The sequence below is a fragment of the Rhodocytophaga rosea genome (assembly GCF_010119975.1).
Taxonomy (GTDB): domain Bacteria; phylum Bacteroidota; class Bacteroidia; order Cytophagales; family 172606-1; genus Rhodocytophaga; species Rhodocytophaga rosea.
Genome location: NZ_CP048222.1, coordinates 2059039 through 2083047, shown reverse-complemented (window position 1 = coordinate 2083047; position 24009 = coordinate 2059039). Strand labels below are relative to the sequence as shown.

23 protein-coding genes are annotated in these 24009 nt (G+C 41.2%); 14 read left to right on the top strand and 9 right to left on the bottom strand.

The genetic code is table 11. The features are described 5' to 3' along the window. Positions 1-6: 6 nt before the first annotated feature. The 6 genes from GXP67_RS08805 (at position 7) to GXP67_RS08780 (ending at position 5593) form a co-directional block, all read left to right on the top strand. Complete coding sequence (locus tag GXP67_RS08805) at positions 7-1458, top strand: DUF1501 domain-containing protein (RefSeq protein ID WP_162442804.1); 1452 nt, start codon at positions 7-9, stop codon at positions 1456-1458. A gap of 161 nt (positions 1459-1619) precedes the next feature. Beyond that, complete coding sequence (locus GXP67_RS08800; protein WP_162442803.1) at positions 1620-1976, top strand: hypothetical protein; 357 nt, start codon at positions 1620-1622, stop codon at positions 1974-1976. 64 nt (positions 1977-2040) lie between these two features. After that, entirely contained in the window at positions 2041-2373 is a 333-nt protein-coding gene (locus GXP67_RS08795) for a DUF2231 domain-containing protein (protein ID WP_162442802.1), read from the top strand. A 30-nt stretch (positions 2374-2403) separates the two neighbouring features. Next, a complete protein-coding gene (locus GXP67_RS08790) occupies positions 2404-4200 on the top strand; it encodes a chitobiase/beta-hexosaminidase C-terminal domain-containing protein (RefSeq protein WP_162442801.1) in 1797 nt (598 codons plus the stop codon). 89 nt (positions 4201-4289) lie between these two features. Next, positions 4290-4985, top strand: a complete 696-nt coding sequence (locus GXP67_RS08785) for an MFS transporter (protein WP_162442800.1) — start codon at positions 4290-4292, stop codon at positions 4983-4985. A 62-nt stretch (positions 4986-5047) separates the two neighbouring features. Beyond that, positions 5048-5593 (top strand): MFS transporter, encoded by a 546-nt coding sequence (locus GXP67_RS08780; RefSeq protein WP_162442799.1) that lies wholly within the window; start codon positions 5048-5050, stop codon positions 5591-5593. Between the two features lie 199 nt (positions 5594-5792). On the opposite strand, the gene GXP67_RS08775 is transcribed toward GXP67_RS08780, so the two are convergent. Together GXP67_RS08775 and GXP67_RS08770 are read right to left on the bottom strand one after the other, a co-directional pair. Continuing rightward, entirely contained in the window at positions 5793-8114 is a 2322-nt protein-coding gene (locus GXP67_RS08775) for an OmpA family protein (RefSeq protein ID WP_162442798.1), read from the bottom strand. A gap of 12 nt (positions 8115-8126) precedes the next feature. Next, positions 8127-9305: a hypothetical protein gene (locus tag GXP67_RS08770; protein WP_162442797.1), complete on the bottom strand. Its 1179-nt coding sequence runs from the start codon at positions 9303-9305 to the stop codon at positions 8127-8129. Positions 9306-9706: 401 nt separating this feature from the next. Between GXP67_RS08770 and uxuA the strand changes: the two genes are divergently transcribed. The 3 genes from uxuA (at position 9707) to GXP67_RS08755 (ending at position 12395) form a co-directional block, all read left to right on the top strand. Beyond that, the gene (gene uxuA, locus GXP67_RS08765; RefSeq protein WP_232065275.1) at positions 9707-10918 is read left to right on the top strand and encodes a mannonate dehydratase; all 1212 of its coding nucleotides are present in this window, start codon (positions 9707-9709) and stop codon (positions 10916-10918) included. A 42-nt stretch (positions 10919-10960) separates the two neighbouring features. Further along, positions 10961-11725 (top strand): SDR family NAD(P)-dependent oxidoreductase, encoded by a 765-nt coding sequence (locus GXP67_RS08760; RefSeq protein ID WP_162442796.1) that lies wholly within the window; start codon positions 10961-10963, stop codon positions 11723-11725. A 193-nt stretch (positions 11726-11918) separates the two neighbouring features. After that, complete coding sequence (locus tag GXP67_RS08755; protein ID WP_162442795.1) at positions 11919-12395, top strand: PRC-barrel domain-containing protein; 477 nt, start codon at positions 11919-11921, stop codon at positions 12393-12395. Between the two features lie 109 nt (positions 12396-12504). Here GXP67_RS08755 and GXP67_RS08750 read toward each other — a convergent pair whose 3' ends face one another. The 5 genes from GXP67_RS08750 to GXP67_RS08730 form a co-directional block, all read right to left on the bottom strand. Further along, positions 12505-13785, bottom strand: coding sequence for an SGNH/GDSL hydrolase family protein (locus tag GXP67_RS08750; protein WP_162442794.1), 1281 nt, complete (start codon positions 13783-13785; stop codon positions 12505-12507). A gap of 425 nt (positions 13786-14210) precedes the next feature. Next, positions 14211-15131, bottom strand: a complete 921-nt coding sequence (locus GXP67_RS08745; RefSeq protein ID WP_162442793.1) for an NmrA family NAD(P)-binding protein — start codon at positions 15129-15131, stop codon at positions 14211-14213. A gap of 177 nt (positions 15132-15308) precedes the next feature. Further along, on the bottom strand, positions 15309-16262 hold the full coding sequence (locus tag GXP67_RS08740; RefSeq protein WP_162442792.1) for a cation diffusion facilitator family transporter: 954 nt from the start codon (positions 16260-16262) through the stop codon (positions 15309-15311). Further along, positions 16259-16735, bottom strand: a complete 477-nt coding sequence (locus tag GXP67_RS08735) for a transporter substrate-binding domain-containing protein (protein WP_162442791.1) — start codon at positions 16733-16735, stop codon at positions 16259-16261. The genes GXP67_RS08740 and GXP67_RS08735 overlap by 4 nt, the downstream gene beginning before the upstream one ends. A 392-nt stretch (positions 16736-17127) precedes the next feature. Then, positions 17128-18795: a glutamine--tRNA ligase/YqeY domain fusion protein gene (locus tag GXP67_RS08730; RefSeq protein ID WP_162442790.1), complete on the bottom strand. Its 1668-nt coding sequence runs from the start codon at positions 18793-18795 to the stop codon at positions 17128-17130. Between the two features lie 501 nt (positions 18796-19296). Here GXP67_RS08730 and GXP67_RS08725 point away from each other — a divergent pair. After that, a complete protein-coding gene (locus tag GXP67_RS08725; RefSeq protein ID WP_162442789.1) occupies positions 19297-20526 on the top strand; it encodes a pyridoxal phosphate-dependent aminotransferase in 1230 nt (409 codons plus the stop codon). A gap of 64 nt (positions 20527-20590) precedes the next feature. Here GXP67_RS08725 and GXP67_RS08720 read toward each other — a convergent pair whose 3' ends face one another. Further along, positions 20591-20995, bottom strand: coding sequence for a hypothetical protein (locus GXP67_RS08720; RefSeq protein ID WP_162442788.1), 405 nt, complete (start codon positions 20993-20995; stop codon positions 20591-20593). A 97-nt stretch (positions 20996-21092) separates the two neighbouring features. Next, positions 21093-21269 (bottom strand): hypothetical protein, encoded by a 177-nt coding sequence (locus tag GXP67_RS08715; RefSeq protein WP_162442787.1) that lies wholly within the window; start codon positions 21267-21269, stop codon positions 21093-21095. 74 nt (positions 21270-21343) lie between these two features. On the opposite strand from GXP67_RS08715, the gene GXP67_RS08710 reads away from it, so the two are divergent. The 4 genes from GXP67_RS08710 to GXP67_RS08695 all read left to right on the top strand — a co-directional run bounded on the left by GXP67_RS08710 (position 21344) and on the right by GXP67_RS08695 (position 23983). Next, complete coding sequence (locus GXP67_RS08710; protein ID WP_162442786.1) at positions 21344-21739, top strand: T9SS type A sorting domain-containing protein; 396 nt, start codon at positions 21344-21346, stop codon at positions 21737-21739. Positions 21740-21921: 182 nt separating this feature from the next. Beyond that, positions 21922-22227, top strand: a complete 306-nt coding sequence (locus tag GXP67_RS08705; RefSeq protein WP_162442785.1) for a YciI family protein — start codon at positions 21922-21924, stop codon at positions 22225-22227. Positions 22228-22423: 196 nt separating this feature from the next. After that, the gene (locus GXP67_RS08700; RefSeq protein ID WP_162442784.1) at positions 22424-22729 is read left to right on the top strand and encodes a hypothetical protein; all 306 of its coding nucleotides are present in this window, start codon (positions 22424-22426) and stop codon (positions 22727-22729) included. A 147-nt stretch (positions 22730-22876) separates the two neighbouring features. Then, on the top strand, positions 22877-23983 hold the full coding sequence (locus tag GXP67_RS08695) for a BT_3928 family protein (RefSeq protein ID WP_162442783.1): 1107 nt from the start codon (positions 22877-22879) through the stop codon (positions 23981-23983). Positions 23984-24009 lie beyond the last annotated feature (26 nt).

Sequence of the window (24009 nt, the reverse complement as noted above, 5' to 3'; positions counted from 1 at the left end):
GAAGCTATGTCTGTTGAAATTCTCAAGAGTGCATTAAATATGAACCGCCGTACTTTCCTGTCCAGGGCAAGTATCGGGGTTGGAAGTCTGGCGCTGGGTTCGTTGTTAGTGCCGGATTTATTCAGTGGCAAACCAGATGAAGACCAGTTGCCTGCCGGGGTCTCTCATTTTGCGCCAAAAGCCAAACGGGTGATCTATCTTTTCCAAAGTGGAGCCCCTTCACAGCTGGAATTGTTCGATCATAAACCGCTTCTGCGAAAAATGCATGGGCAGGAACTGCCAGCCTCTATACGTATGGGGCAGCGGCTTACCGGCATGACCGCCTTTCAGAAGTCATTTCCGCTAATCGGCTCATTTGCTGATTTTGCCCAGCATGGACAGAGTGGTGCCTGGCTGGGTGAATTGCTGCCTTTTACCTCTAAAGTGGTAGATGATATCTGTATTATCCGAAGCATGCATACCGAAGCCATCAATCACGATCCGGCTGTTACCTTCTTCCAGACTGGCAACCAGCAGCCTGGCCGCCCAAGTATGGGTTCGTGGCTGAGTTATGGCTTAGGTAGTGAAAACAAAAACCTGCCTGCCTTCTGCGTATTGTTGTCGAGGGGACAAGGTGATATTCAGCCCTTGGCTTCCCGCATCTGGGGAAATGGATTTTTAGATTCTATTCACCAGGGCGTGCAGTTGCGTTCCGGACATGAGCCGGTATTGTACCTTCAAAACCCGGATGGAACCGATTCGCTGAGCCGTCGGAAAATGCTGGATCATCTGGCTACGTTAAACCATATGCAGGAGGAAGAATTCGGTGACCCGGAAATTACTGCCCGTATCTCTCAGTACGAAATGGCCTACCGCATGCAGACGTCCGTGCCAGAGGTAACTGATTTTTCGGATGAACCGGAAAGTTCGTTTAAATTATACGGAGCCGATTCCATGCAGCCAGGCACTTTTGCGGCTAATTGCTTACTTGCCAGAAGATTATCAGAACGGGGAGTGAGGTTTGTACAACTATATCACATGGGCTGGGATGCACATACCGATTTACCGGGAACTACCCGCCGTTTTGCCAAAAACGTAGACCAGGCTTCCGCCGCATTGATTCAGGATTTGAAAAACCGGGGAATGCTCGATGAAACACTGGTGATCTGGGGTGGAGAATTTGGCCGGACGAATTACTGCCAGGGAACTTATAAACCCGACGATTATGGCCGGGATCATCACCCACGTTGCTTCACCATCTGGATGGCCGGAGGCGGTATCAAACCGGGTATTACCTATGGAGAAACCGATGAGTTCGGTTATAACATTATAAAAGATCCGGTGCATGTACACGATTTTCAGGCTACCATTCTGCATTTGTTTGGCTATGATCACGAAAAACTGATTTTCAAACACCAGGGCAGACGTTACCGCCTCACCGATGTAAGCGGCCATGTTGTAAAGGGAATATTGGCTTAGTTTTTTAAGAATATAAAAATTTAACTGGTAATCTGTGAAAAATGGCCCTGAGAAGTAAAAGAGAAAGAGAGAAATATAAGTTTAAGGCCGATCTCACTATTCTGTTATTTTGCCAGTTTATAATCATTTTTCTGTCTGGTATAATACTAACAGGTTTCGAGGTGCCAAGAAAAACCTATTTTACAATAGATAATCATTTTGCTAACGCTGAAAAAATAGAGTGTTCCATTATTCTTAACCAGGATACCATTTTACATCAAATAATAGAGCCAAATTCAGGATTTCATTGTTCAAAACAAATTCCTGAAGGTAAATACCTTATGAAAGTTGGTAATCTATTAAATGGAGTTTGGAAGACAGATACACTTATAGTAAAAGATCAATACTTAGATGAATATGTAGATATTGATTATCAATATTGGACATTAATTAAAACAAATCCACTTTTTCCTCCTGCTAACAGAAAGTTTAAAATACAATTTTATCATTCAGATGCCTTTTTAAACTACTTATGGTGAGGTAAATCATGTTAAATGAATAGTAAAGATTAGAATTTATAAATAGTACAATTAGTAAGCCTGAATGAATCAATTCCGACAAATAAGTGTAAATCTCGTCTGGTTCCTGAATATATTATTACTGTTTCTGCTGGCTTTCGAAGACAAAGTAGCCTTGCCTGCGTTTTTACAGGTAGCAGGGCGAATGCATCCCTTACTGCTTCATTTTCCGATTGCCCTTATTTTTATCAGCCTGTTCCTCGACTGGTTTTTCGTGCGGAAACAACCGGAAAATGTGGCATTAAAAGAGGCTAGTACAATACTTTTTACCATATCCGCCTTGTGTGCTGCCCTTACAGCCTTGTTTGGTTTTTTTCTGTATAAGGAAGGAGGGTATCAGGGTGCAGAAATTAACTGACATAAATGGACAGGCACCCTGGTCTCGCTGATGTCTGGCTTACTGATCTGGCTGCGGCAGCAACCTTCTGCTGTATACTATTCTTCGCTGCTGGTTTGTGCTGCTACACTCATTGTTACCGGACATTTGGGTGCCGAAATTACACATGGCAAAGGCTTTTTAACAGAACCCTTACGTAAGCAGTTTGCTACTCAGGCGATTGTAATTGAAAATCCGGATAGTGCCCTGGTATTCCGGGATGTAATCCAGCCAATTCTGAATGAAAAGTGTTCTTCCTGCCACAATACCAATAAAGCAAAAGGCGAACTGGTCGTAACCGATTATGAATCTGTGGTAAAAGGCGGCGAAAGCAAAGATGTAATGGTGGCAGGCGATGCCGGAAAAAGTTTGTTATACAAGTATGCGTTGCTGCCGATGGAAGATTCATTACATATGCCCCCGAAAGGCAAACAGCAGCTCGATTCTGAGGAGATTACCCTCATTGGCTGGTGGATCAATAGTGGCGCAAAAGTGAATGAACAATATGTGAATCTACCTAAAGTGGATAGTATTCATCCATTGATGGCATCGCGGTTTAAACCCAGAACAGGAATGGATCTGCTCAATATTTCATTTGCCGACCAGGATGAACTGAAAGACTTAAATACCCCTTACCGCACTGTTCAGCAACTGTCGGCGACCAAACCCTATGTAGCTGTTTTTCTGGGAAGCCGCAATAATTTTACACCTCAGGATGTAAGCGAACTTAAAGAAGTAAGGGAACAGGTGGTATCTATTGATCTGGGAAATACCAATGTGAAAGACAGTGACCTGAAAGCGCTGAGTGAGTTTCCACATTTGCAAAAATTGCATTTGCAGAATAATGCGATTGGAGATGAGGGTATTAAGTATCTTACTAACTTGCCTTACCTGGAAAGCCTGAACTTGTCTGGTACTCATATTACTACAGCCACATTAGAATTGATTGCTGGTTTAAAACAATTGAAGAAACTTTTTCTTTATAACACAAACGTAGACGAAAAACAGATTGCCGCTATAAAAAAAGCCAAACCTGCGCTGGAGATTTATAATACTAAGCTGAATCTGAGTGATAGTATGTATTATGCCCAGTTAACGATACCCCAGTGCAAAATTGACAGTACCTTTTTTCGTGGGCATGCCACAGCTGAGGTAAAATTATCCAGGGGCAAAGTACAATATTTTTATACGCTGGATGGCACTGAACCGACTACAACTTCGTCGCTATATAAAGGACCTTTACAAGTAACTAAAACCAGTTACCTAAAGCTGATGGCGGCAATGGATGGCTGGAAGAATAGTGAAGTGTCTACCTATTCCTTACTCAAATTAGGTATACGGCCAGAAGCAGCTTATCTGGAAACAAAACCAGATCCCAAATACCAGGCTAAAATGGACACTACGCTGCTGGATGGCAAATGGGGCAGTCTCGACAATGATGATAAAGAATACCTGGGCTATCTGGGAAAAGATATGCAGGTAGATTTTGCGCTTGCTTCTCCCCAGACATTGTCTCAACTCACTGTCAGTTACCTGGAAGATATAGACAAAGCGATTATGCCGCCTGTAACAATAGAAGTATGGGGCGGAGCCAGTAAAAATTCGCTGAAAAAACTCGCCGTGCTTAAATCTGATTTTCCGAAAGAGAAACGGCCTTCTTCCAAAGGTTTATTACTGGCAAATTTCGAAAAACAACCACTCACATCTATTCGTTTGATTGCTAAAAATAGCATCAACCTCCCAGCCTGGCATCCCCTCCAGAAAAAGTCCAAAGCCTGGATTTTTGTTGATGAAGTATCGATGGAGTAAAACCAATATAATCTGCTATAAAATCCACAAACAATGCTTCCTGCTTTTGGTTAAGCTTAATAGGCAAACAGCAAGGCAGGAACATTTACGTGCAAAACAACAGCAAATCCATTATAGCAGACAAGCTTGTATTGAGTGAAAGCAAAGTGTTGCGTTGCATCGTTTTCTTTTATTTATATCTGATGCAAGGCGTGCCAGCCGGATTCGCCTTAACAGCCATAGCTAATTATTTGATTGCAGAGGGTCAATCGGCACAGGCTGTGGGTAAATTTGTTGCTATTGTTGGCCTTCCCTGGTCATTGCAATTTTTGTGGGGCCCTTTTATCGATAGTTTTCAGCACTCTCTTCTGGGGCAACGCAGGCCATGGATATTATTTTCCCAAGTGCTATCCTTTATTGCATCTCTGGCTTTGCTGCTGGTGAAAAGTCCGGTTGAACAGGTAGAATTACTGTCTTTTAGTTTTTTTGCACATAGTATGTTCGCTTCCTTACAAGATGCCAGTGTAGATGCTATGGCCATAAGTATGACACCAGTAACAGACCGGGGTAGGATAAATGCATGTATGCGTGGCGGAATGCTGATTGGCACTTCTCTGGGTGCAGGAATAATGGCCATTGTGATGCACAGTTTCGGATTTTTTGAAGCTGCCCTCTTACAATCCGTTTTCTTAGGCGTCTTTACCATTATTACTTTTTTATCCGGGAGAAAAAAACAGATGCGCTCCTTTGGAAATTTTCTCAGGGAAAAGCTGAGACCAACCAAGGCTTACCTGAACAAAAGCTAGGCAATGTATTTATAGAATTGTTTCAAGCTATTTTCAGCAAATCAAGCTTACCCATTTTTGCCGTGATTATATGCGTATACACCAGTCTGAGTATTTTTATCCGGGCATTTAATGTACATCTCATTCAGAAACTCCACTGGACGGATACCTATTTGTCTACCCTAAGCGGATCTTATGTGCTGATGGGAAGTATACTCATCATCATTATAAGCGGATTATTGACAGATAGATTGGGAACACACAAAATGCTGATAACCATAATGATTATTATCAGTTGCTATATGCTTGTATTTAATTCACTATCCGCATTATGGAGAAACGTATCGGTGTCTTCGGTGGGTTTGTTGATTTATTACCTGTTCGACCCTAGTTTTAGTGTGGCTGCGATGCCGATGTTAATGTTCATTTGCCGCAAAGGCATTGAAGGTTCCCAGTTTACTACTTATATGTCGCTGGTAAATTTTTGTGATGTGGCTGGCGCTTATCTATCAGGTTATGCTTTGTTATGGCTATCTGCACCTATTATCGGTTCACTTTGTGGAATTGCTATTCTTGGAGCCTTACTATACTTATATTTAATCAGAGATACTCATCCGGTCCGTCTTTAGCAGAAATAACTGTTGAATAGATTATACCTTTTATTCAATGTAGCCATCATCTATTTTGTTGATGAGGCTATTGGGCAAGGTGTAAGTATATACGTTTGTAATATGCCGGTACACTAAGGCCTCACAGTATTAACCCCTGCATAAACGTTAATCTATGCAGGGGTCAGGAAAATAATATTTTTTGATAAGTTATGCCTGTTTATTCGCGGAATAATTCCAGTTCTACTCTTCTATCATAGGGATTATCTTTTCCAGAGGAGGACGATTTTTGCTGTCCGAAATAATTGATCAGGATTTGTTCAGGAGGGATGCCCAGCTGGGAAACAAGATAATTTTTTACATTTTCCGCTCTTTTCCGGGAAAGGGCTAAATTATATGCCGTATTTCCAGTCTGGTCGGTAAAACCTTTAATATGCAGCAATACCGAACGATCGGCCTGTAACTTTCGTCCCAGAAAAGACAAGCGTTGCTGATCATTACTGTTCAGCTTGGAAACATTTATATCGTAGTAAATAACTGTACTGCCCAGGGCCGATAAAGGCACTCCACTAGACAGGCTATCCATCTCTTTTGCCATTTTTGCCTGAGCTGATGCCAGAGATTGATTTAAACCGGCAATTTGCACTTGTAGCGAATCTATAAGCTGGCGGGCGGTTGTATCATTTCCCATTATTGTATTGTTAGCAGGAGAGGGGGAACTGTTGCTGGCAGAGGTATTCAGGCGCTCAATCCGGTTAATCAGTGTCATCAGAGAATCTATTCTGGAGTCAACGGTTGTATCCTGTGCTATTTGTTTTTGCGCCCGCAGGCTATCGAGCTGCGTTTGAATACTGCTAACTTCTGTTTTCAGGGCACTAAGTTCTTCTTTGCTATAATTCTTTTCCTGGATTAAAGGCACACCCACAGAAAGTCCGGTAGCTGGTCGGCGGTCATAATTATTTACTGGTGTTTCCCTGATGATCACTTGAGGCGGTGTTGTACGGGCATTGGTATTCAATGTCCGTTCTCTTTCCAGGCTGTTCCGTAAACTTTCAACTTCCTGTTCTAAAGCCCTTATTCGGGTATTTTCGCCGGCTGCAACAGGGTTATTGTTTCGTAAAGCCTGTGTCGTTTCAACCTGTCTGCCGGGCTGTATAGAATCGGTGTACATCAATCCTGGAACAGGTACTTGCCGAACTGATTTTAAAGAATCCAGTTCCCGCCGCATCAGGTTCATTTCCTGGCGCAGTGAATTGTCCTGCGGAACGATTGACTGTCTGTTTTGCAGAGGCAGTGATGTGTCTGTTAGCCTGATATTTGTGCTATCGTACAAAATTTTGGTACTGCTTATATTATCTGTATAGATTCTCTGGGTAGGATTCGATGATGAAACAGGAATTTGTATCGTATCAACGCTTGTTTTTCCATTTTCTACAATTACCCGTAAGTTAATGTCTACAGTTTGTTTCGTGGGTTCCTGACCGGTTTTTTGCAATTCGGCCTGTACAGGCGCTTGCGGTGTTACTGGTGGAGTAATCTGATTTGTAATTGCTGGAGCATTTTGTATGGCAGGCAACGGATCATCCGGCTGGCTTGCATCATTTTCATAAGCAAGAGGCTGGGGAGAAGAATAGCCAGTATATACAAGTGGCGTTTGAAACGCTTTCTTTTTGAAATTAAAGTGATATGCCAGCGAAACGAACGCAGACAAATACACATCATTTTTGTTATTGCCCCGGCTCCCGCTGATGATACCCGATGGATTGGCCGCATACGCCTGCTGAGGCGTTGTATACTCATTCCGGTAATTTCCGTTTACATCATCCAGGTAACCTGAAAAAGCAAAACTGGCACCGGCTTGTATATTGGCACTTATCCTGTCTGAAATCCGCAGGTTTACGCCTGCACCAGCTGGAATACTCCACACCGTAGTAGGATAGGTTTTTTCAGTAGCCAGATTGGTTAAATTGGTTTCAAACCGGCCGTCTTGCGAAATAACCTGGGCTGTATTTATGTTTGCCGGTTGTTGTGGCTGGTTACGTATAGTTTGATCAGACCAGTAATAATATTTTTGTCCGGACTCGTTATACAGATCACCAAATACAGTAAAGTTGGTAAGACCAATACCTGCAAAAAGGTAAGGTGCAAAAAATGCATGTTTGCTTAATACCATGCCATTATTCAGACGATAGCTCAGCAACAGGTCGGCACTGCGGATATCTGTCTGGAAATTAAGTGCCCTGGAGAAATTAGGATTATTTGTCTGTACATTGCCATGCCAGTCTCTCGCCCGGTCGTTGGCTGATATCTGCCCATACATTCCCTGTAGCGTGATGGCCAGTGACGGACTGATATTTCTACCCACAGACAGCCGGTAAGCCGGGAAGTTAACTTTGGCCGAACTTACTTTATAGCTCAGGTCTCCGGAATAGCCCATGGCACCAATGCCTGCCGAAATTTGCCAGTTGTAGTACTGCTGCTGCGCCATAAGGGCAGAGAAGCGAACGATCATAAACAGGCTTATCAAAAGTAATTTTTTCATCGTAGGTCAGGTTTATTGGAGCTTTTTATTTTTACCTAAACCTATCCATAAATTGATGTCGGCACTGATGCCAATGAAAGGCTTTATCGAAACCTGCTGAAGATTGAGCCCGTCTGTTGCATTGGCATTTTGTAATAGAGTGGCACCGGCGTTAAATCGCAGAAATTCAAAGATCGGATACCCTAATCCGGCATATACCGGAATGCCTACAATCGGACCAGTGATTTTTTGGCCTTCTGCATTCCTGAAGTTAGATAAAAATGCACCTACAGAAACACTCGTATTGCTAAGAATTTTAGACGTAAACGCCCGGTTTCCCAACGGAAAAGAAACACCGGCATAGGGAGCCGAATCATAGGATATTTTATTGATATTTCCACTGAAGTAAACGCCTCCATAGCCTACATTCACGGTAAGTGGTTTTTTAATCTTTTCCGAGGAATATTCTGCTATGTATTTGCTATCGAAAACGGTTAAAAGATCGGTGTTAAGCAGATTGCCAGCTTCACTTTTTATCAGTTCTTTGAGGCTGGCGATTCTTGTCTGGGCATACTCCGTTTTTAAGTTGCGGTCTGTATCTTCTTTGCGTTTAAACAGGCTGAATTTTCCCTCGCTCAGCGGCTGGTTTTTGATGTTACGCAGACTTTTGGCCACCAAGTCAGAAAATCCTGGAAACGTAATATTGCTTCTGTTATCGTAGTAGGTAGTAGACTGATTAACGATCTTGTTCAGGTTGTCAATAATGCGGGCTACAGGCTCATTCAGCCGGATCCGGTTGCGTTCGATGGCAATGGTCTGGTCGAGGTAGGCATCTAGGTAGGTATACAACTGCTCCCGGAACTTCTCACTGTTCTGGTCATCCATTTCCTTATAATAATTAATGCGTACACTGTAGCTGGCATCTGAGTGCAACTTATAAGTAATCGGAATCTGAAATGTATTCCCCTGGTCTCCTGTTGCTCTTTTCCAGGTTGCTTTGTGCAAAAGCTGTTTTCCATCCGCAGAAAAAATACTGGCGCTTACCAGGTGTATCCCAGATGGTACTTCGCCCTGTAATAGCAGGAAAGATTCAGCAGGCAAAGGATTTCCTTCGTTGAAAAAAGATTTATTGTAATCAAACAGTACTGTTTTATACTGGGCTTGTGCAAGGCAAACAATTAAAACCAATAAGGTGGTAAATATGGTCTTCATAACTGAAAGATGATAAATAAGTAATAATTAATCCGTATTAAAAAAAGCGAGAAAACAGCCAGGGTGAATTTTTGGCCGGTTCATACTCAAAATGCTAATATTTTGAGTGTAAGGAGAATGCTTTTGTGTATACGACAGGGGTAGAAAAATGTTGGTTTGGATAGCAAGCAGGATGTGATTTACCATTTGTTGCTCATCACAGCCAGATTTTGTGGTTATCAAGTAAGGCATATATTTTTCAATCCCATCAAATTGCCGGTATCAATTACCGTCAAAAAAGTTATACTTGTGAATCGAAGTAGGGAAGCTGGTGTAGCATATAGCGACCAGCTATCAGTACCGGAAAGAAAGCAGAAATTGATAACTCATTTTACGGAAGTAAGAATACTCTCATGAAAGGAATGATACAAACAATGCGGTGGTTTGGTCCCCATGACCCGGTATCGCTGATGGATATACGTCAGGCTGGTTGTAGCGGGGTGGTAACTGCCCTGCATCAATTGCCAGTAGGAACAGTATGGCCGGTGGAGGAGATTGAACGGCGAAAAGCCATGATTGAGGAAGATAATAACCGGTATTCTGCTCTGCATTGGGCAGTTGTAGAAAGCCTGCCAGTGCATGAAGACATTAAAAAAGGGCGACCTGAAAGATCAACTTATATTGAGAATTACAAACAATCTATCCGGAATCTGGCTGCCTGCGGTATTCATACGGTTTGCTATAATTTTATGCCCGTACTCGACTGGTCACGAACGGATCTTTCTTATGCAATGCCTGATGGTTCCAAAGCCTTGCGTTTTGTATGGGAAGATTTTGCAGTATTTGATTTATGTATCCTTCGCCGTCCTGGGGCCGAAGCCGATTATGAACCGGCTGTAATCGAAGCGGCGCATAAAAAATTCAATCGTATGACTAGCGAGGATGTAAAGGAGCTATCCAATATAGTATTACTTGGTTTACCAGGATCGGAAGAAAGCTTTACCCTGGAAACTTTTCAACAGTTATTAAATGAGTATCGCAACATTAGTGCTGGTACATTACGTGAAAATCTCCACTATTTTATACAGGAAGTAGCCCCGGTAGCCCAGGAAGCAGGCGTAAACTTATGTATTCACCCTGATGATCCGCCCAGGCCGCTATTAGGTTTGCCACGGGTAGTTAGTACAGAATCAGATCTGGTACAACTGATGGAAGCTGCTCCGGTGCGCGCTAATGGCATTACTTTTTGTACTGGTTCTTTGGGAATACGGCCGGATAATGATTTACCGGGAATGGTTAAAAGGTTTGGGGAACGTATTCATTTTATTCATCTCCGCTCTACCAAACGTGAGCTTGCTGGCAGTATGAATGTATTCCATGAAGCCGATCATCTTACCGGAGATGTAGATATGTATGCCGTTATAAAAGAGATCGTACTGGAGCAGCAGCGCCGTTTGCGTTCCGGTGTAGGGGAAACATCTATTCCCATGCGGCCCGATCATGGGCATCAGATGCTGGATGACCTGCATAAAAAAACATATCCTGGCTATTCTGCCATTGGCCGCTTACGTGGGCTGGCCGAACTTCGTGGCCTGGAACTAGCCATTCTCCGGTCATTACAGGAAACAAAATAACCTATCTGATTTTTGAACTCATCTATAAACACCTAGAAAAATATGCAAGACTTATCCATATTTTCTCTTCAGAATAAACTGGTACTCATTACCGGAGGCGGGACCGGCATTGGTTTTGAGATCGCCACCTGCATGATAAAAGCTGGTGCCCGGGTAGTAATTACCGGACGCAGGGAAGAAGTACTACAAGAAGCTGTTTCACAACTTGGCGCTTCGGCTGGGTATCAGGTAAATGATGTAGCTGATCTGGCTTCAGCCGATTCTTTGGTAGAAGAGATCGAAAGTAAATATGGGGAAATTGATGTGCTGGTGAATAATGCCGGCGTAAACTTGAAAAAGCCTGCCCTGGAAGTAACAGATGAAGAATTTAACCGCATCATACAGACTAACCTGAATGGCGTATTTGCCTTAACACGCGCTTGTGCCAGAAAGATGATTGAACGCAGGAAAGGTTCTATACTCATGATCTCTTCTATGGCGGCCTATTATGGTATTGACCGGGTAGTAGCCTATGCCGCCTCAAAATCAGCGGTAGAGGGAATGGTAAAAGTGTTAGCCTCAGAATTTTCCGGACATGGCGTACGGGTGAATGCCATTGCTCCGGGTTTTATTGAAACAGCCATGAGCCGCAAAGCCATGGGCGGTGACCCAGACCGCCGTGACCGTGCCCTGCGCCGGACTCCTATGGGCGCTTTTGGGAAACCAGATGATATTGGCTGGGCGGCTGTTTTTCTGGCTTCCGAAGCTGCCAAGTATATTACTGGGACTTCCTTACCTGTAGATGGAGGTAATTCAATTGGTTTTTAAATAGCTTTTTGCCGGATTTTTCCTCCATAGAAAATATAACTCTGGTTCATTGTATCAGTTGATATAGCTGAATAATTACGCTCATAATAAACCCATCTGGTATAAGCTACGTATAATATATCTGATAAATGCAGCTTTTAAGCATATTTATCAGATAATTATATGTGTCACTTAAAATAACAAGGAGGAAATTATGAATATTGGAGGAAAAATTATTGGAGACGCTCAGTACAGTAGTGTGTTAACCGCTTCATCTTTAAAAGGTACCAACATTATCAATAATCAGGACGAAAATCTGGGTGAGATCAAAGACATTATGATTGACCTGCTCTCTGGTAATGTAGCCTATGTAGTAGTGTCTTTTGGGGGCTTTCTAGGAATGGGAAACAAACTGTTCGCCTTGCCCTGGGAGGCGTTTGTAATAGATGAGAAAAAAGAAAAAGTAGTAGTTAATATTGATAAACAAGTGCTGGAAAATGCACCTGGTTTCGATAAAGATGCATGGCCGAAGTCAACAGACAGAAACTTTATCGGACAAGTATATTCTCATTACGGTTATAAACCGTATTGGGAAAGAGACAGAGATTTCTTTACAAAAGACCGGGCAGGAAACCGGATAGATTATAATTATAATGCCGGAACAAGCAGCAGTTCTTTAGGCGTATTATAGAACAATATAGTATTTGTTTCAATACATAAATTATTTTTATTGCATATAAAAGCCTATTCTGAAAAGAATGGGCTTTTGCTTTATAGATACAAGCAAATGATAAAGCAGTCTATTTTACTAACTCTCCTATGATCATCAACTGACTGGCGTAACAGGCATGACTTGTATATTTTGCCGGATTATCTATAGTAGTACTCCGTTTGGCAAGAATGGCAGCTTTGTCCATAATTTTTGCGGAAACGGTTAATTCGATGGTATGCAGGGTATCTTCCATGTCTGGCAAAAAGAAATAATTAGCCCGGTAGTAGGTACTAAACGCATCAAATCTAGCACGCAGAATAGCCGGGTTTCCATCTACTTTTATTTCATACTGGCCACAGCCCGGACCCATCACGTCATATAAACCAAACCTGGTACCTTTAAACCGGATGGTTATAGTTTCTCCAGGCTGCTCGGCTTTAATAAGATAGGAAAACTGATTTTGTAATTGCCGGGCTACAGTATCGGTATTGGCAGCTATCACCTGCCAGCCCCTGGAGAAGGTAGCTTCTTTTACCGGAATCATTTTTGCCCGCTCCCAGTTATTAGCCACAAAAGGCTTTTCGAGTGTATGTGCAAAATTTCGTTTTGTTATAGCTAAAGCCGGTAAGGATCTTACTAAAGCTTCTGTGTATAATTTATGCCCGGTTTGAGGATAAGGGTGTACATTGTCTCCGGAGAATACCAGCTTACCAGGGAAATCCTCAGGCTTTCCTTTAAAAACTAATTCATTGTTTTTTGCCAGCTTTACCACTTCCAGGCCCATGTGTACAGAAGGTATCTGATAATAGTCAGCGATTCGTTCCATCGCAGAAGCAGCCTGTGGAAACTTTCCTTCCTGAAGGGTGGGTGCCATATCCGCTGTAAGGGTATATACAAAGCAAATATCGGTGGTATTATTTTGCTGCCAGATCTGCCGTACAATTCCCTCCATACTTTTGTAAATATCTTCCGGCTTTCTTCCGGCATCATTTACGGCAAATTCCACAAATACCAGATCCGGATGATGTGCCAGCACATGCTGTTGCAACCTGAAAACACCCAGATCAGAGCCAGTACCGCCAATAGCTGCATTTACTGCACTAATTTTTGCCTTTGGGTATTTCTTCTGAAACCAGGCGGTAGATTGTTCCCGCCAGCCTTTACCAGCTTCTGTAATGCTTCCTCCAAAATAGGCAATGGTAACTGGTTTATGGCTCTCCAGTTTCCTGAAGAAATTTGGCAATCCTTGCCTTTCTCTACATTCTTTCGCTTCTGCCAATGCAAGCGCCTGCGCAAAAAGAGTATGGGGTATACAAGTTAACAGGCTGTTGAAGCAAAGCGAAAATAAGGCAGAGAAGATAAATCTCATGAATAGCAAGGATTAAAATGAAATAAAAATGCTGAAGGTGAAAGTATTAGAAACCTATATCCCTACTTTTCTGCAATCCATGTTAAATTTGTAAAAATCCCTGCTCTTTTCACAGTCCCATCACTATTTTTCCTTTATACATAGCTTTTCTTCTTACAAGTAAGTTCAGCCATTCTTATTACTTCCCCAAAGCAAGTCTGATAATTAAATTATTATTATGCTTGCTTCACATAGTAAAGGACACTATTAATGCACCTGATTTTAAACAGAAGAAAGTTACAGAACCCCAATGATAGCTCTGTTCGCTACCAAATTTTTTAAAAGAATATGAGCGGATTTTTTAATTATCCGTACTAAACCGCAAAAAACATGAACCAAGGAAGTAGAGATTTTCTGCCTGTTGGAAAATTTCCATTTTATTCCTCCTATGAACGCTTTGCAAGTACTTCTCTTATCGGCGTCCACTGGATATCAGGATAGCGGTTATTATCGAGTGGCTCCAGCCTGGCAATTCCGCTGAACATATTGTACATGTATTGCATACCTTGCCAGGGTGGAAAAACCTCTTCCTTCTCAGGCACAACCGTACGGGTAACTTTGATGAGTGTATTCAGTCTTTTCAGACGGCCTGCCTTAAACAAGCGGAATTTCTTTCCGGTTACCTCATTTACAATTTCTTTTAATTGCCGGGCACTCACCGTTTCCCCGGCAATCCGCAGATAACGCGGTGTAGAAGGGTCGAGAGCGGCTGCAGCAGTAAATTCAGCCGTATTATCAATGGCTGTGAAATCTAACAGTTGATCTGCGTCTTCCCAATACAAAACACGTTTGAGATCGAAAAGAATAAAAGGAGCTTGCCCGGTTAACAGATCCATAAACATGCCGTTTAGTACAGAAGTAGCCTGAATAGGTGCCCGGTTGAGGCGTTCCTGAAATTCCTGCCGTAAATCGAGGTTGCGGTTGGTGCCTTTGGGAAGTCTGGTAAAATCGATGGCATAGTCGGAAGGAATAAAACGAGGTACGCCTGCTTCGATGGCTGCCTGGAGAAGCATTGTTTGTACATCAACTATTACTTCATGTAAGCCTGATAAAGCTGAAACAACACAAGAACCATCTTTACATGCTTTTATCAAATCGGAAGGGTTATTAAAATCCACCTCAACCATCGAAACTCCCAGCTGTTGTAGTGCCGTAGCTTCACCATTAGCACTTCCAGAGCGGATAATCGCTCGTACGTTAGCTCCTCTTTGCCGTAATGATTTGGCAATTCGCCCACCCAGGTCTCCCGTAGCACCTGCTAAAATGATTGTTGGTTGTTCTGAAGGAATTCCGTTTTGTATGGCCATATGTTAAGATCAGCTTGTCGGCATAAATAACTGAATAATTCATAGATTGTTCTGAAACAACTGCTAAACTCTGCCTTGATATGTCCGCTGCAATCCACATTATCATTCTTAAAGCAAGCAACCCTCATAATTTTCATAATAATTTGTGAGGAAGTAGTATTCTACACTTTCATGAGTTTATCCTCCTTTAGGCAGTTGCTTTACTGGAGTAATAAGAAATTCCTGAATACGCCAGTCCAGCTTTTGGATTTCCTCTTCGAGCGAGTTTATCTGATCAACAAGATTTTTATCTTCTTTAGGAATAATAAATCCTTCCCCAAAACACACATGCCCTTCTTCCCGCAACCGAAACCGAAAATCTTGTATCCAGTTTTGGTTGGACAAAATTTCTTTAATTTTTTCAAGCAATGGATCTGTTTTACGTTTGCTGATGGTTTTAGGAATCTGGTTCATCAGATCAAAAACGGCTTGTTTTACATTCGTAAATCCATCGTAAATAATATCCAGCGAAATAATGGAAGCAGCTACCGCATCGGCCCACCACCAGCCCATGCCAATACCCAGTATTCCTAAAATAGCTGCTACACCAGTCATCCAGTCTGCTTTCTGCATTTCTGCATCGGTGTACAGGTTCTTTTCATGCAATTTCTTTGAAATCGGAAGTTTGATTCTTCCCAGAAATACGGCCGGAAGGGTGCCCCATAATAAAGCCAGAATCATTATATACCCAAGCCATACTGTTTTCCCAAATAACATAACAATTCCAATAGTAGGCCGTTCGGCTTTTATCAAGGTCATGGCAGAATCTATTACAAGAAAACCACCTACTGTAAATAAGGCTAGTGAACTACACAAATATGCAATGCTAACAACCCGGTGATATCCATAGGGGAATTCTTTATTGGTAGGCTTTGTAAATATTCTGGAGGCAATCAAAAAAGATATAGAAGGTGTAAGGCTCATGATATCTTCAAACCAGGCAGTTTTCATAGCCTGGGAATTACCCATGGTGGCATACATAATACCAACTGTTATCACCAGATAAACTATGGTAATCCACTCTATTTTTTTGGCTTTATTAAAATCACGTACAAGCTCTGGCGGATATTCGAAGTTCTGAACGGTTTTCATAAGCTTGCTTTTTTCTCAATCTGCTCTTTGTGGGCTTCTAAAAATTTTTCCAGCTCGATCAGAAAAGCATTTTCTCCCAGTTGAAGGGCCATTACATACTTTTTATCTTTCGTTTCCAGATAGGGCCTGGTAATACCTGCCTTGTCTTGCCAGGGTGTATCTTTGGTAATACCGGCAATCACCAGATGGATTTCCTTTTTCTTCAGGCTTTCAAATAATCTGGCTTCTGTATCATTTCTCCATTCGAGTCGTGCATTTAGTGTGTTGGCAAAGGCTTTTACCAAGTCTGCTTCCAAACCTGTAGGCTCATGAGAGGTTTTAATTACAAAGGGAGGATTTTCAGAATATCCCACCAGTAAAGTTCCGTTTTTTACCTTTTCTAAGGTATGCGAGGGGTCTTTAGGAAAATTTTTACAGCTTGAAAGTAATAACAGAATTGTACTACAAAAAATAAACTGCCTGGTTAGGTTCATGTGTAATTTTAGGTTTGTATCATTTGAATCGATTTAGCTATGGCCTTATATAGTGACTATTATTTAATCAGTAGTGGTTTAATTCCCCGAGGCTCTGCCTCGGAAACAAGGGTTCGGGGCTCTGCCTCGGGGTTCATACCATTGATTAATAAGTCAGCTTTATAAAAGTGCTGTAAAAAATTAAAATTATGTACGGGGAGACAGATGAATAGTTATAGTAATGAAAATCTAAGGGGATTTTCAGCCTGATAAAAAATGCTGAGGATATTTAAGAGTGCTCTGCTGCTTATAGAAACTGGTATTTGCTTTCCTTCCATAAAGGCTTATAGCCAAAATAAAAAGGGCTGTCTTTTAAGAGAAGACAGCCCTATATTTTAAAAGCAGTATTTACTTTATTTATTCATTTCCTTGGCCCAGGTATCTCTCAGAGTAACCGTGCGATTGAATATGAGCTTATCTGCTGTTGAATCAGGGTCTATACAGAAGTATCCTTTTCGAAGGAACTGATAACGATCTTTCGTTTTGGCTTCTTTTATGGCAGGTTCCGCATACACAACTGGCAATATCTGCAAAGAATTCTGATTAATATGATCTTTAAAATCACCTTCCGCTTCCGCTAAATCCTCTGCTTTAAACAAACGGTCATAGAGACGCACTTCTACCGGGATGGCATGCTGAATACTTACCCAGTGCAGGGTTCCTTTTACATTGATGCCGCTTGTATCGGAACCGCTTTTACTTTCCGGAATATAACTGCAACGCAATTCAGTAATTTGCCCGGAAGCATCTTTTACTACTTCCTCACATTTAATGATGTAGGCACTTTTCAGGCGTACCATTTGTCCTGGCGACAGACGGAAGTATTTCTTAGGCGGATTCTCCATAAAATCTTCCTGTTCGATGTATAATTCTCCACTGAATGGCATTTGCCTGGTGACTGAGTTCTCATCTTCCGGATTATCTTCGCCTTCCAGCATTTCTACCTGGCCTTTGGGATAATTAGTCAGCACAACTTTAATGGGCTCAAACACGACCATCCGTCTGGTGGCAATTTTATTGAGGTGTTCCCGTACGCAGAATTCCAGCAAGCCTACATCAATCAGGTTTTCCCGCTTGGCAATACCAATTTTATCACAAAATTCCCGGATACTTTCCGGCGTATAACCTCTTCTGCGCATGCCACTGATGGTGGGCATCCGGGGGTCATCCCAGCCATTTACAAATTTTTCGTTCACCAGTTGCAGCAGTTTCCGTTTGCTCATGGCGGTATACGTCAGGTTTAACCTGGCAAACTCAATTTGTTTGGAAGGAAATATTTCCAGGTTGCGGATAAACCAGTCATATAATTCCCGGTGCGGAATAAATTCGAGCGTACAAATGCTATGGGTAATTTGTTCGATGGCATCACTCTGCCCATGCGCAAAATCGTACATTGGATAAATTTTCCAGGTGTCGCCAGTGCGGTGATGGTGGGCATGTTTAATGCGGTACATAATCGGATCACGCATGTGCATATTAATGTGGGCCATATCTATTTTTGCCCTAAGTACCTTTTCTCCATCTTTAAATTTTCCGTCTTTCATATCTTCAAACAGGCGCAGGTTTTCTTCTATGCTTCTGCTCCTGTAGGGATTATCGGTGCCGGGTGTGGTAGGCGTACCCTTCTGTTTGGCAATTTCTTCACTGGTGCTATCATCTACATAGGCCAGTCCTTTTTTGATCAGCGTTACCGCAAATTCATACAATTGTTCGAAATAATCAGAGGCATATAATTCTTCTGCCCATTGGAAACCCAGCCATTTTACATCATTCTTGATGCTCTCCACATATTCAACTTCCTCCGTAACCGGGTTGGTATCGTCGAAACGCAGGTTAGTTCGACCTCCATATCTGTGGGTCAGGCCAAAATTCAGGCATATGCTTTTGGCATGACCTAAGTGCAGATACCCATTAGGTTCCGGAGGGAATCTGGTAGCAATTGAGGTATATTTTCCTGCCTTTAGGTCTTCTTCAATAATCTCTTCCAGAAAGTTTAAACTTCTTTCTTCTTTGGTTTCCATATATATAAATATTAGATAGTACTATTCAAATACAAGCAAGGTGGATTTACTATGTACAGCTATAACAAATCCAGCCGGTTATTTGTCCTATAGAAATAAATATAAGCTATTGATACTAATTATATTTCAGGTGCAAAATAAACAATCCCCCTCAAAATAGGAGATTATGATCTAATAAATTGAAAAACATCTATCAGTTAACCTGTTTGCCGTTTTATAAAAAAATGGCATCGCAGCGAAAATGCTTATATTCTATTCAATAAACCAGTTTTTACAACTCTTTTGGAATAAGATGTTGCAGTAACTTATATTTTATGCCATCTGAAACTCATTGGTGCAACAATAGTAATAAGGCTTTAACCGGAAATATTTTCACTTTTCCTGGATAAAATCTTGCACTTTTATAAAAACTTATATACTTAAAGCAACGTAACTTAGTTTTTACTAAATTGAATGCCAAAATTTATTTTTAATCATTCTTTCATTTACTAATCTTACTGCATGATCACACGCAGCACACGACTCAACCAGGTAGCGTACGACATTCGTGGAAAAATCTATGAACAGTCGCAGGCACTGGTACAACAAGGACATCAGGTGCTGAGCCTCCACATCGGAGATCCCGCTCCTTTTCATTTTCCTGTTCCAGATCACATTGTAGAACGCATGGCAGCCCATCTGAGAGATGGCCAAGGCTATGGCGATGCAATTGGTTTAGATGAGGCGCGAGCGGCAATCCGGGCAGAATATTCAGCCAGGGGAATTAAAGGTATACGTATGGAAGATGTGTATACAGGGAATGGGGTAAGTGAACTGGCGATGATTAGTTTGCAGGCATTGCTAAACGATGGTGATGAAGTATTGGTGCCTACCCCAGATTATCCATTGTGGTCATCAGCAGTGCATCTGTATGGAGGAAAATGTGTGTATTACCGGTGCGATGCTTCTTCAGATTGGTATCCGGATGTGGAGGATATGGAGCGGCATATTACCTCCCGTACCAAAGGTATAGTCCTGATTAATCCAAATAATCCGACAGGCGCTGTATATCCGGCTGAAGTGTTGCAGCAAATTGTGAAACTTGCGGAGAAATACAACCTGATTATTTTTTCGGATGAGATTTATGATAAGATCCTGTATGATGGAGCGAAACATACTTCGATTGCCGCCCTGAATACAAAAGCGCTTTGCCTTACTTTCAGCGGCCTTACCAAAAATTACCGTATTCCTGGTTTTCGTGCCGGCTGGATGGTCATTAGTGGAAACGTTTCAGCAGCCAGAGATTATATCGGAGGTATAAACCTGCTGGCAAATCTACGGGTGTGCAGCAATCTGCCTGCTCAGTATGGCATTAAAGCAGCATTAGAAGGATACCAGCACATTAATGATTTAATTGCCCCCGACGGAAGGCTACAACAACAACGGGATTTATGTTACCAGAAAATCAGCCAGATTCCAGGCTTGCATTGTGTAAAACCGATGGGGGCCTTCTATCTGTTTGCCAGCATTGATCTGCCCAAATTTAATCTCAATAATGATTATGAGTTTGTATATACCTTACTTACAGAAGAAAAAGTGCTGATTGTACAAGGAACCGGATTTAACTATTACCGGGATGATCATTTCCGGGTTGTATTTCTGCCGGAAGCTGCATACCTGGAAACTGCACTTGACCGTATCGCTTCTTTTCTGGAAAGAAAACGGGTAAGTAAGGCTATTTCTGTAAAATAATATAGCCAGACACTGGTCAACAGTCATTAGTGTTGAACACTAATGACTGTTGACCAGTGTCTTTTTACCACCTGGATGAGTTTCGGAAGGAACTAAGAAATAAGCCAATTCCTCCCATAAGTAAAACAAGAATCATAATCAGTTCAAAAGCCGACATGGGACGAAGGCTGAAATGTGTACTGGCAATTACTCCAAAAATTAATAAGGCTAAGGAACCAGCAGCCAGCAGCCAGCCTATATAATTGGAAGTATTAAAAAAGATCATTCCTACCCCAATCATAAAAGGAATCATAATGAGGCCGGATGTTACCTGAAATCTTCCCACAGAGAACAGGCCATAGCCCATGTAAAAATTATTGTTTACCTGAATGGCATCCAGTAGCAGATAACCTCCGACTAAAAACATAATCAGGCCCAGAAAAAATCGTCCGGTGCCACCTGCTGTACCGCCTGCTCCCTTAAAACTCATAGTTTGATAGATTAATAATGTTTTTTTAATAACAATTCGCACTTAATCACTTCCCATCCGGATAGTAACCAGTTGTCTGGATAAATATAACAGAATTTTACCCACCTACCGAAGCGATTCCCACATTCTGCGAAAGAGGAATTTGTAGTTTCTTCTTCCGTTTGTCTATGATTGTAACCGCATGTATACCTGTTGTCCGCTTTATAAGAAAAGACCTGGTGTATGTATTACCTCCAGCAACCTGAAAAACGCCTTTTATTGCCTGTAAAATCACATGTCATGGGTGAGTGGTGTGTTGATTTTTGTCTTCATCTTTGGTTCAATTCATACTAATTACTATTTAACCATATGAGACTATCTATTAAATTTTTGCGCAGTGCATGGGTAGTGTGTACTGCTTTCGCCTCACTCGCCTTTTATGGAAATCCGGTACAGGCAACTGCATTGAACTCTTCTGCTATTCATACACCTGCTGATACGATGGATGCTTCTAAAAAAATGCGGGTGGTTTTTATTCCTAATTCAACCTATAAAAATTTTAAGATTGGCATTGAAAGCAATGTAAAAACAGATGTGAATATTCAAGTGATCAATCAGAAAGGAATGGTCGTTTATTCAGATTTGATAGAGAATGTTTCTAAAAAGCTGGAAGAAGTAGATTTTTCTTTCCTCAAAAAGGGAGAATACACAGTAAAAGTGACAAATCAGCAGGATGCGTATACAAAAACATTAGTAATACCTTAATAAAAGGTAAAAAATATATTGATGCAGTAAAAAAGCAAGCCTAAGGTTTGCTTTTTTATTGTTTTTTGTAGATATTCATAAAGAAAAACGCTTAAAAATCTGTGTTTAACTGTCATTTTCCTGGAAATTGTTTTTCATTTGATACTTATATAAAATAGGGAATATAATTAAGAGATTGATATATGCCTGATTCATCTTTACAACAATATGTAATTATTGCCTATGATGGCACTGATGTGGATGCGCTGCAAAGGCGGTTCGCAGTACGGGATAAACACCTGGAAACAGTCAGGAAATTGAAGGCAGAGGGCCGTTTTATTGAAGGAGGTGCTATACTGGATGAAAATGGAAAAATGACAGGATCTGTTGCATTTGTGGCTTTTCCTTCCAGAACTGAATTAGATACTTGGTTAAACAATGATCCTTATGTGACTGGAAATGTATGGCAGAAGATTGAAATAAAACCTTTCCGCTGTGTTACATTATAAACGAATCTATACTGGCATAAATAATGATGTATGTTTTTATAATGAATTGATTTTTAATATTTTGATAATAATAAAATATTGGAAATTCACTAACGTTTATTAACAACACTGCCTCGCCTAACCTCCTTAATGAAAAATTCGTATAATATTTGCTTGATTCTATTTTTTAATCTAATCATTCACCCCAAACTCAGATATGAATATACATAAATCAAGAGCTGCAATCATTTCATTGGCAATAATATTACTATTGCTTGTTTCTTTTGCACTTTTTTATGTAAATAAAAACTTGTCGCACCCATTTTTTGTGTTGACGATGGGTTTTATGGCTTTTATTCTGTTATATGTAGTGACCATAGCTCAAATGGTCCGTTCAGGCAGGTCAAAAGCCAAAGGAGCAAAAAAACGCCGCCGTCAGTTATTGCCCATTTTATACCGTAAAAAGCCTAAAAAGTCGTACGGACGCTCACCCAAACAAGGAAAAATAAATTCTTTTAAGTAAGTCGCAAAGCCGGTAATATTAACATGTGTTTGGGTAAATTTTTTTGATTGGTTAATTTTACCTATCATGCTTTTATATGTTGTTTCTTCGCTCATAAATAGGGCTACTTAAGTAAGACAACGGACAGGTAAGAATAATCAAATCTATATGTATTTTCTCACACAGATTGCCCGGTATTTTGTGGGCGTATTATTTATTTTTTCAGGTTTAATCAAATTAAACGATCCGGTAGGTACACAAATTAAACTGGAAGAATACTTTGAAGTGTTTGCTACGGATGTACCAGCGCTTGCCGGACTTTTTCATGGCCTGATTCCACTCGCACTTTATTTATCTGTAATCCTGTGTGTACTGGAGGTAGTGCTTGGTATAGCGCTGCTGATCAAATACAAATTGCAGACAACCTTGTGGGTATTATTGTTACTTACGTTATTTTTTACCTTTCTTACCTTCTATTCTGCTTATTTCAACCGGGTGACTGATTGTGGTTGCTTTGGAGATGCCATTAAACTAACGCCCTGGCAATCTTTCAGTAAAGACATTGTATTGCTGGTTTTAATTCTGCTCTTATTTAGCCAGCGAAAAGCGTTGGCTGAGGAAACTACCGGGAGAACAAAAACGGCCTGGATGGGTATTTCTCTAGTGGCTTGTATTGCCATTGCTGGGTATGCGATTACGTATATGCCTATTATTGATTTTCTGCCTTATAAAAAAGGAGCCAGTTTGCCGGCCTTGATGCAGCCTAGTGAGCAATTAAAGTATGCCTATAAGATGGAGAAGCAAGGGGAGCAGTTTGAATTTGAGCAATACCCTACTGATACCACCTACGTGTTCAAAGAAATGGTGCTGCTCAATCCGGAAGCACAACCCAAAGTAACCGACTATGCGGTATGGAATAACGAAGGGGATTACACAAAACAGACTTTTGAGGGAAACAAACTGCTCATTTTAATTCAAAATGTAGAAAAAACTAACGTGAATGCAATTGCAGAAATTAATTCACTCGTAAAATCGCTGAAGGGAGCCAATATTGAACCCATCATTCTGACATCTGCGGATGAAGCCACATTTGAGGCTTTCAGGCACGAATTGCAACTGGGAGTGCCTTATTATTTTACAGATGCTACTGTAATGAAAAGCATGAGCCGTACTAATCCCGGGCTAATTTTAATGAAAAATGGCAATATTAAAGGTAAATGGCCAGCTGCTTCACTTCCGGATGCGGAAAAAATTAAAGAACTTGTAGCTGGGTAGGAAATTACAGAATTGCTGAATTACAA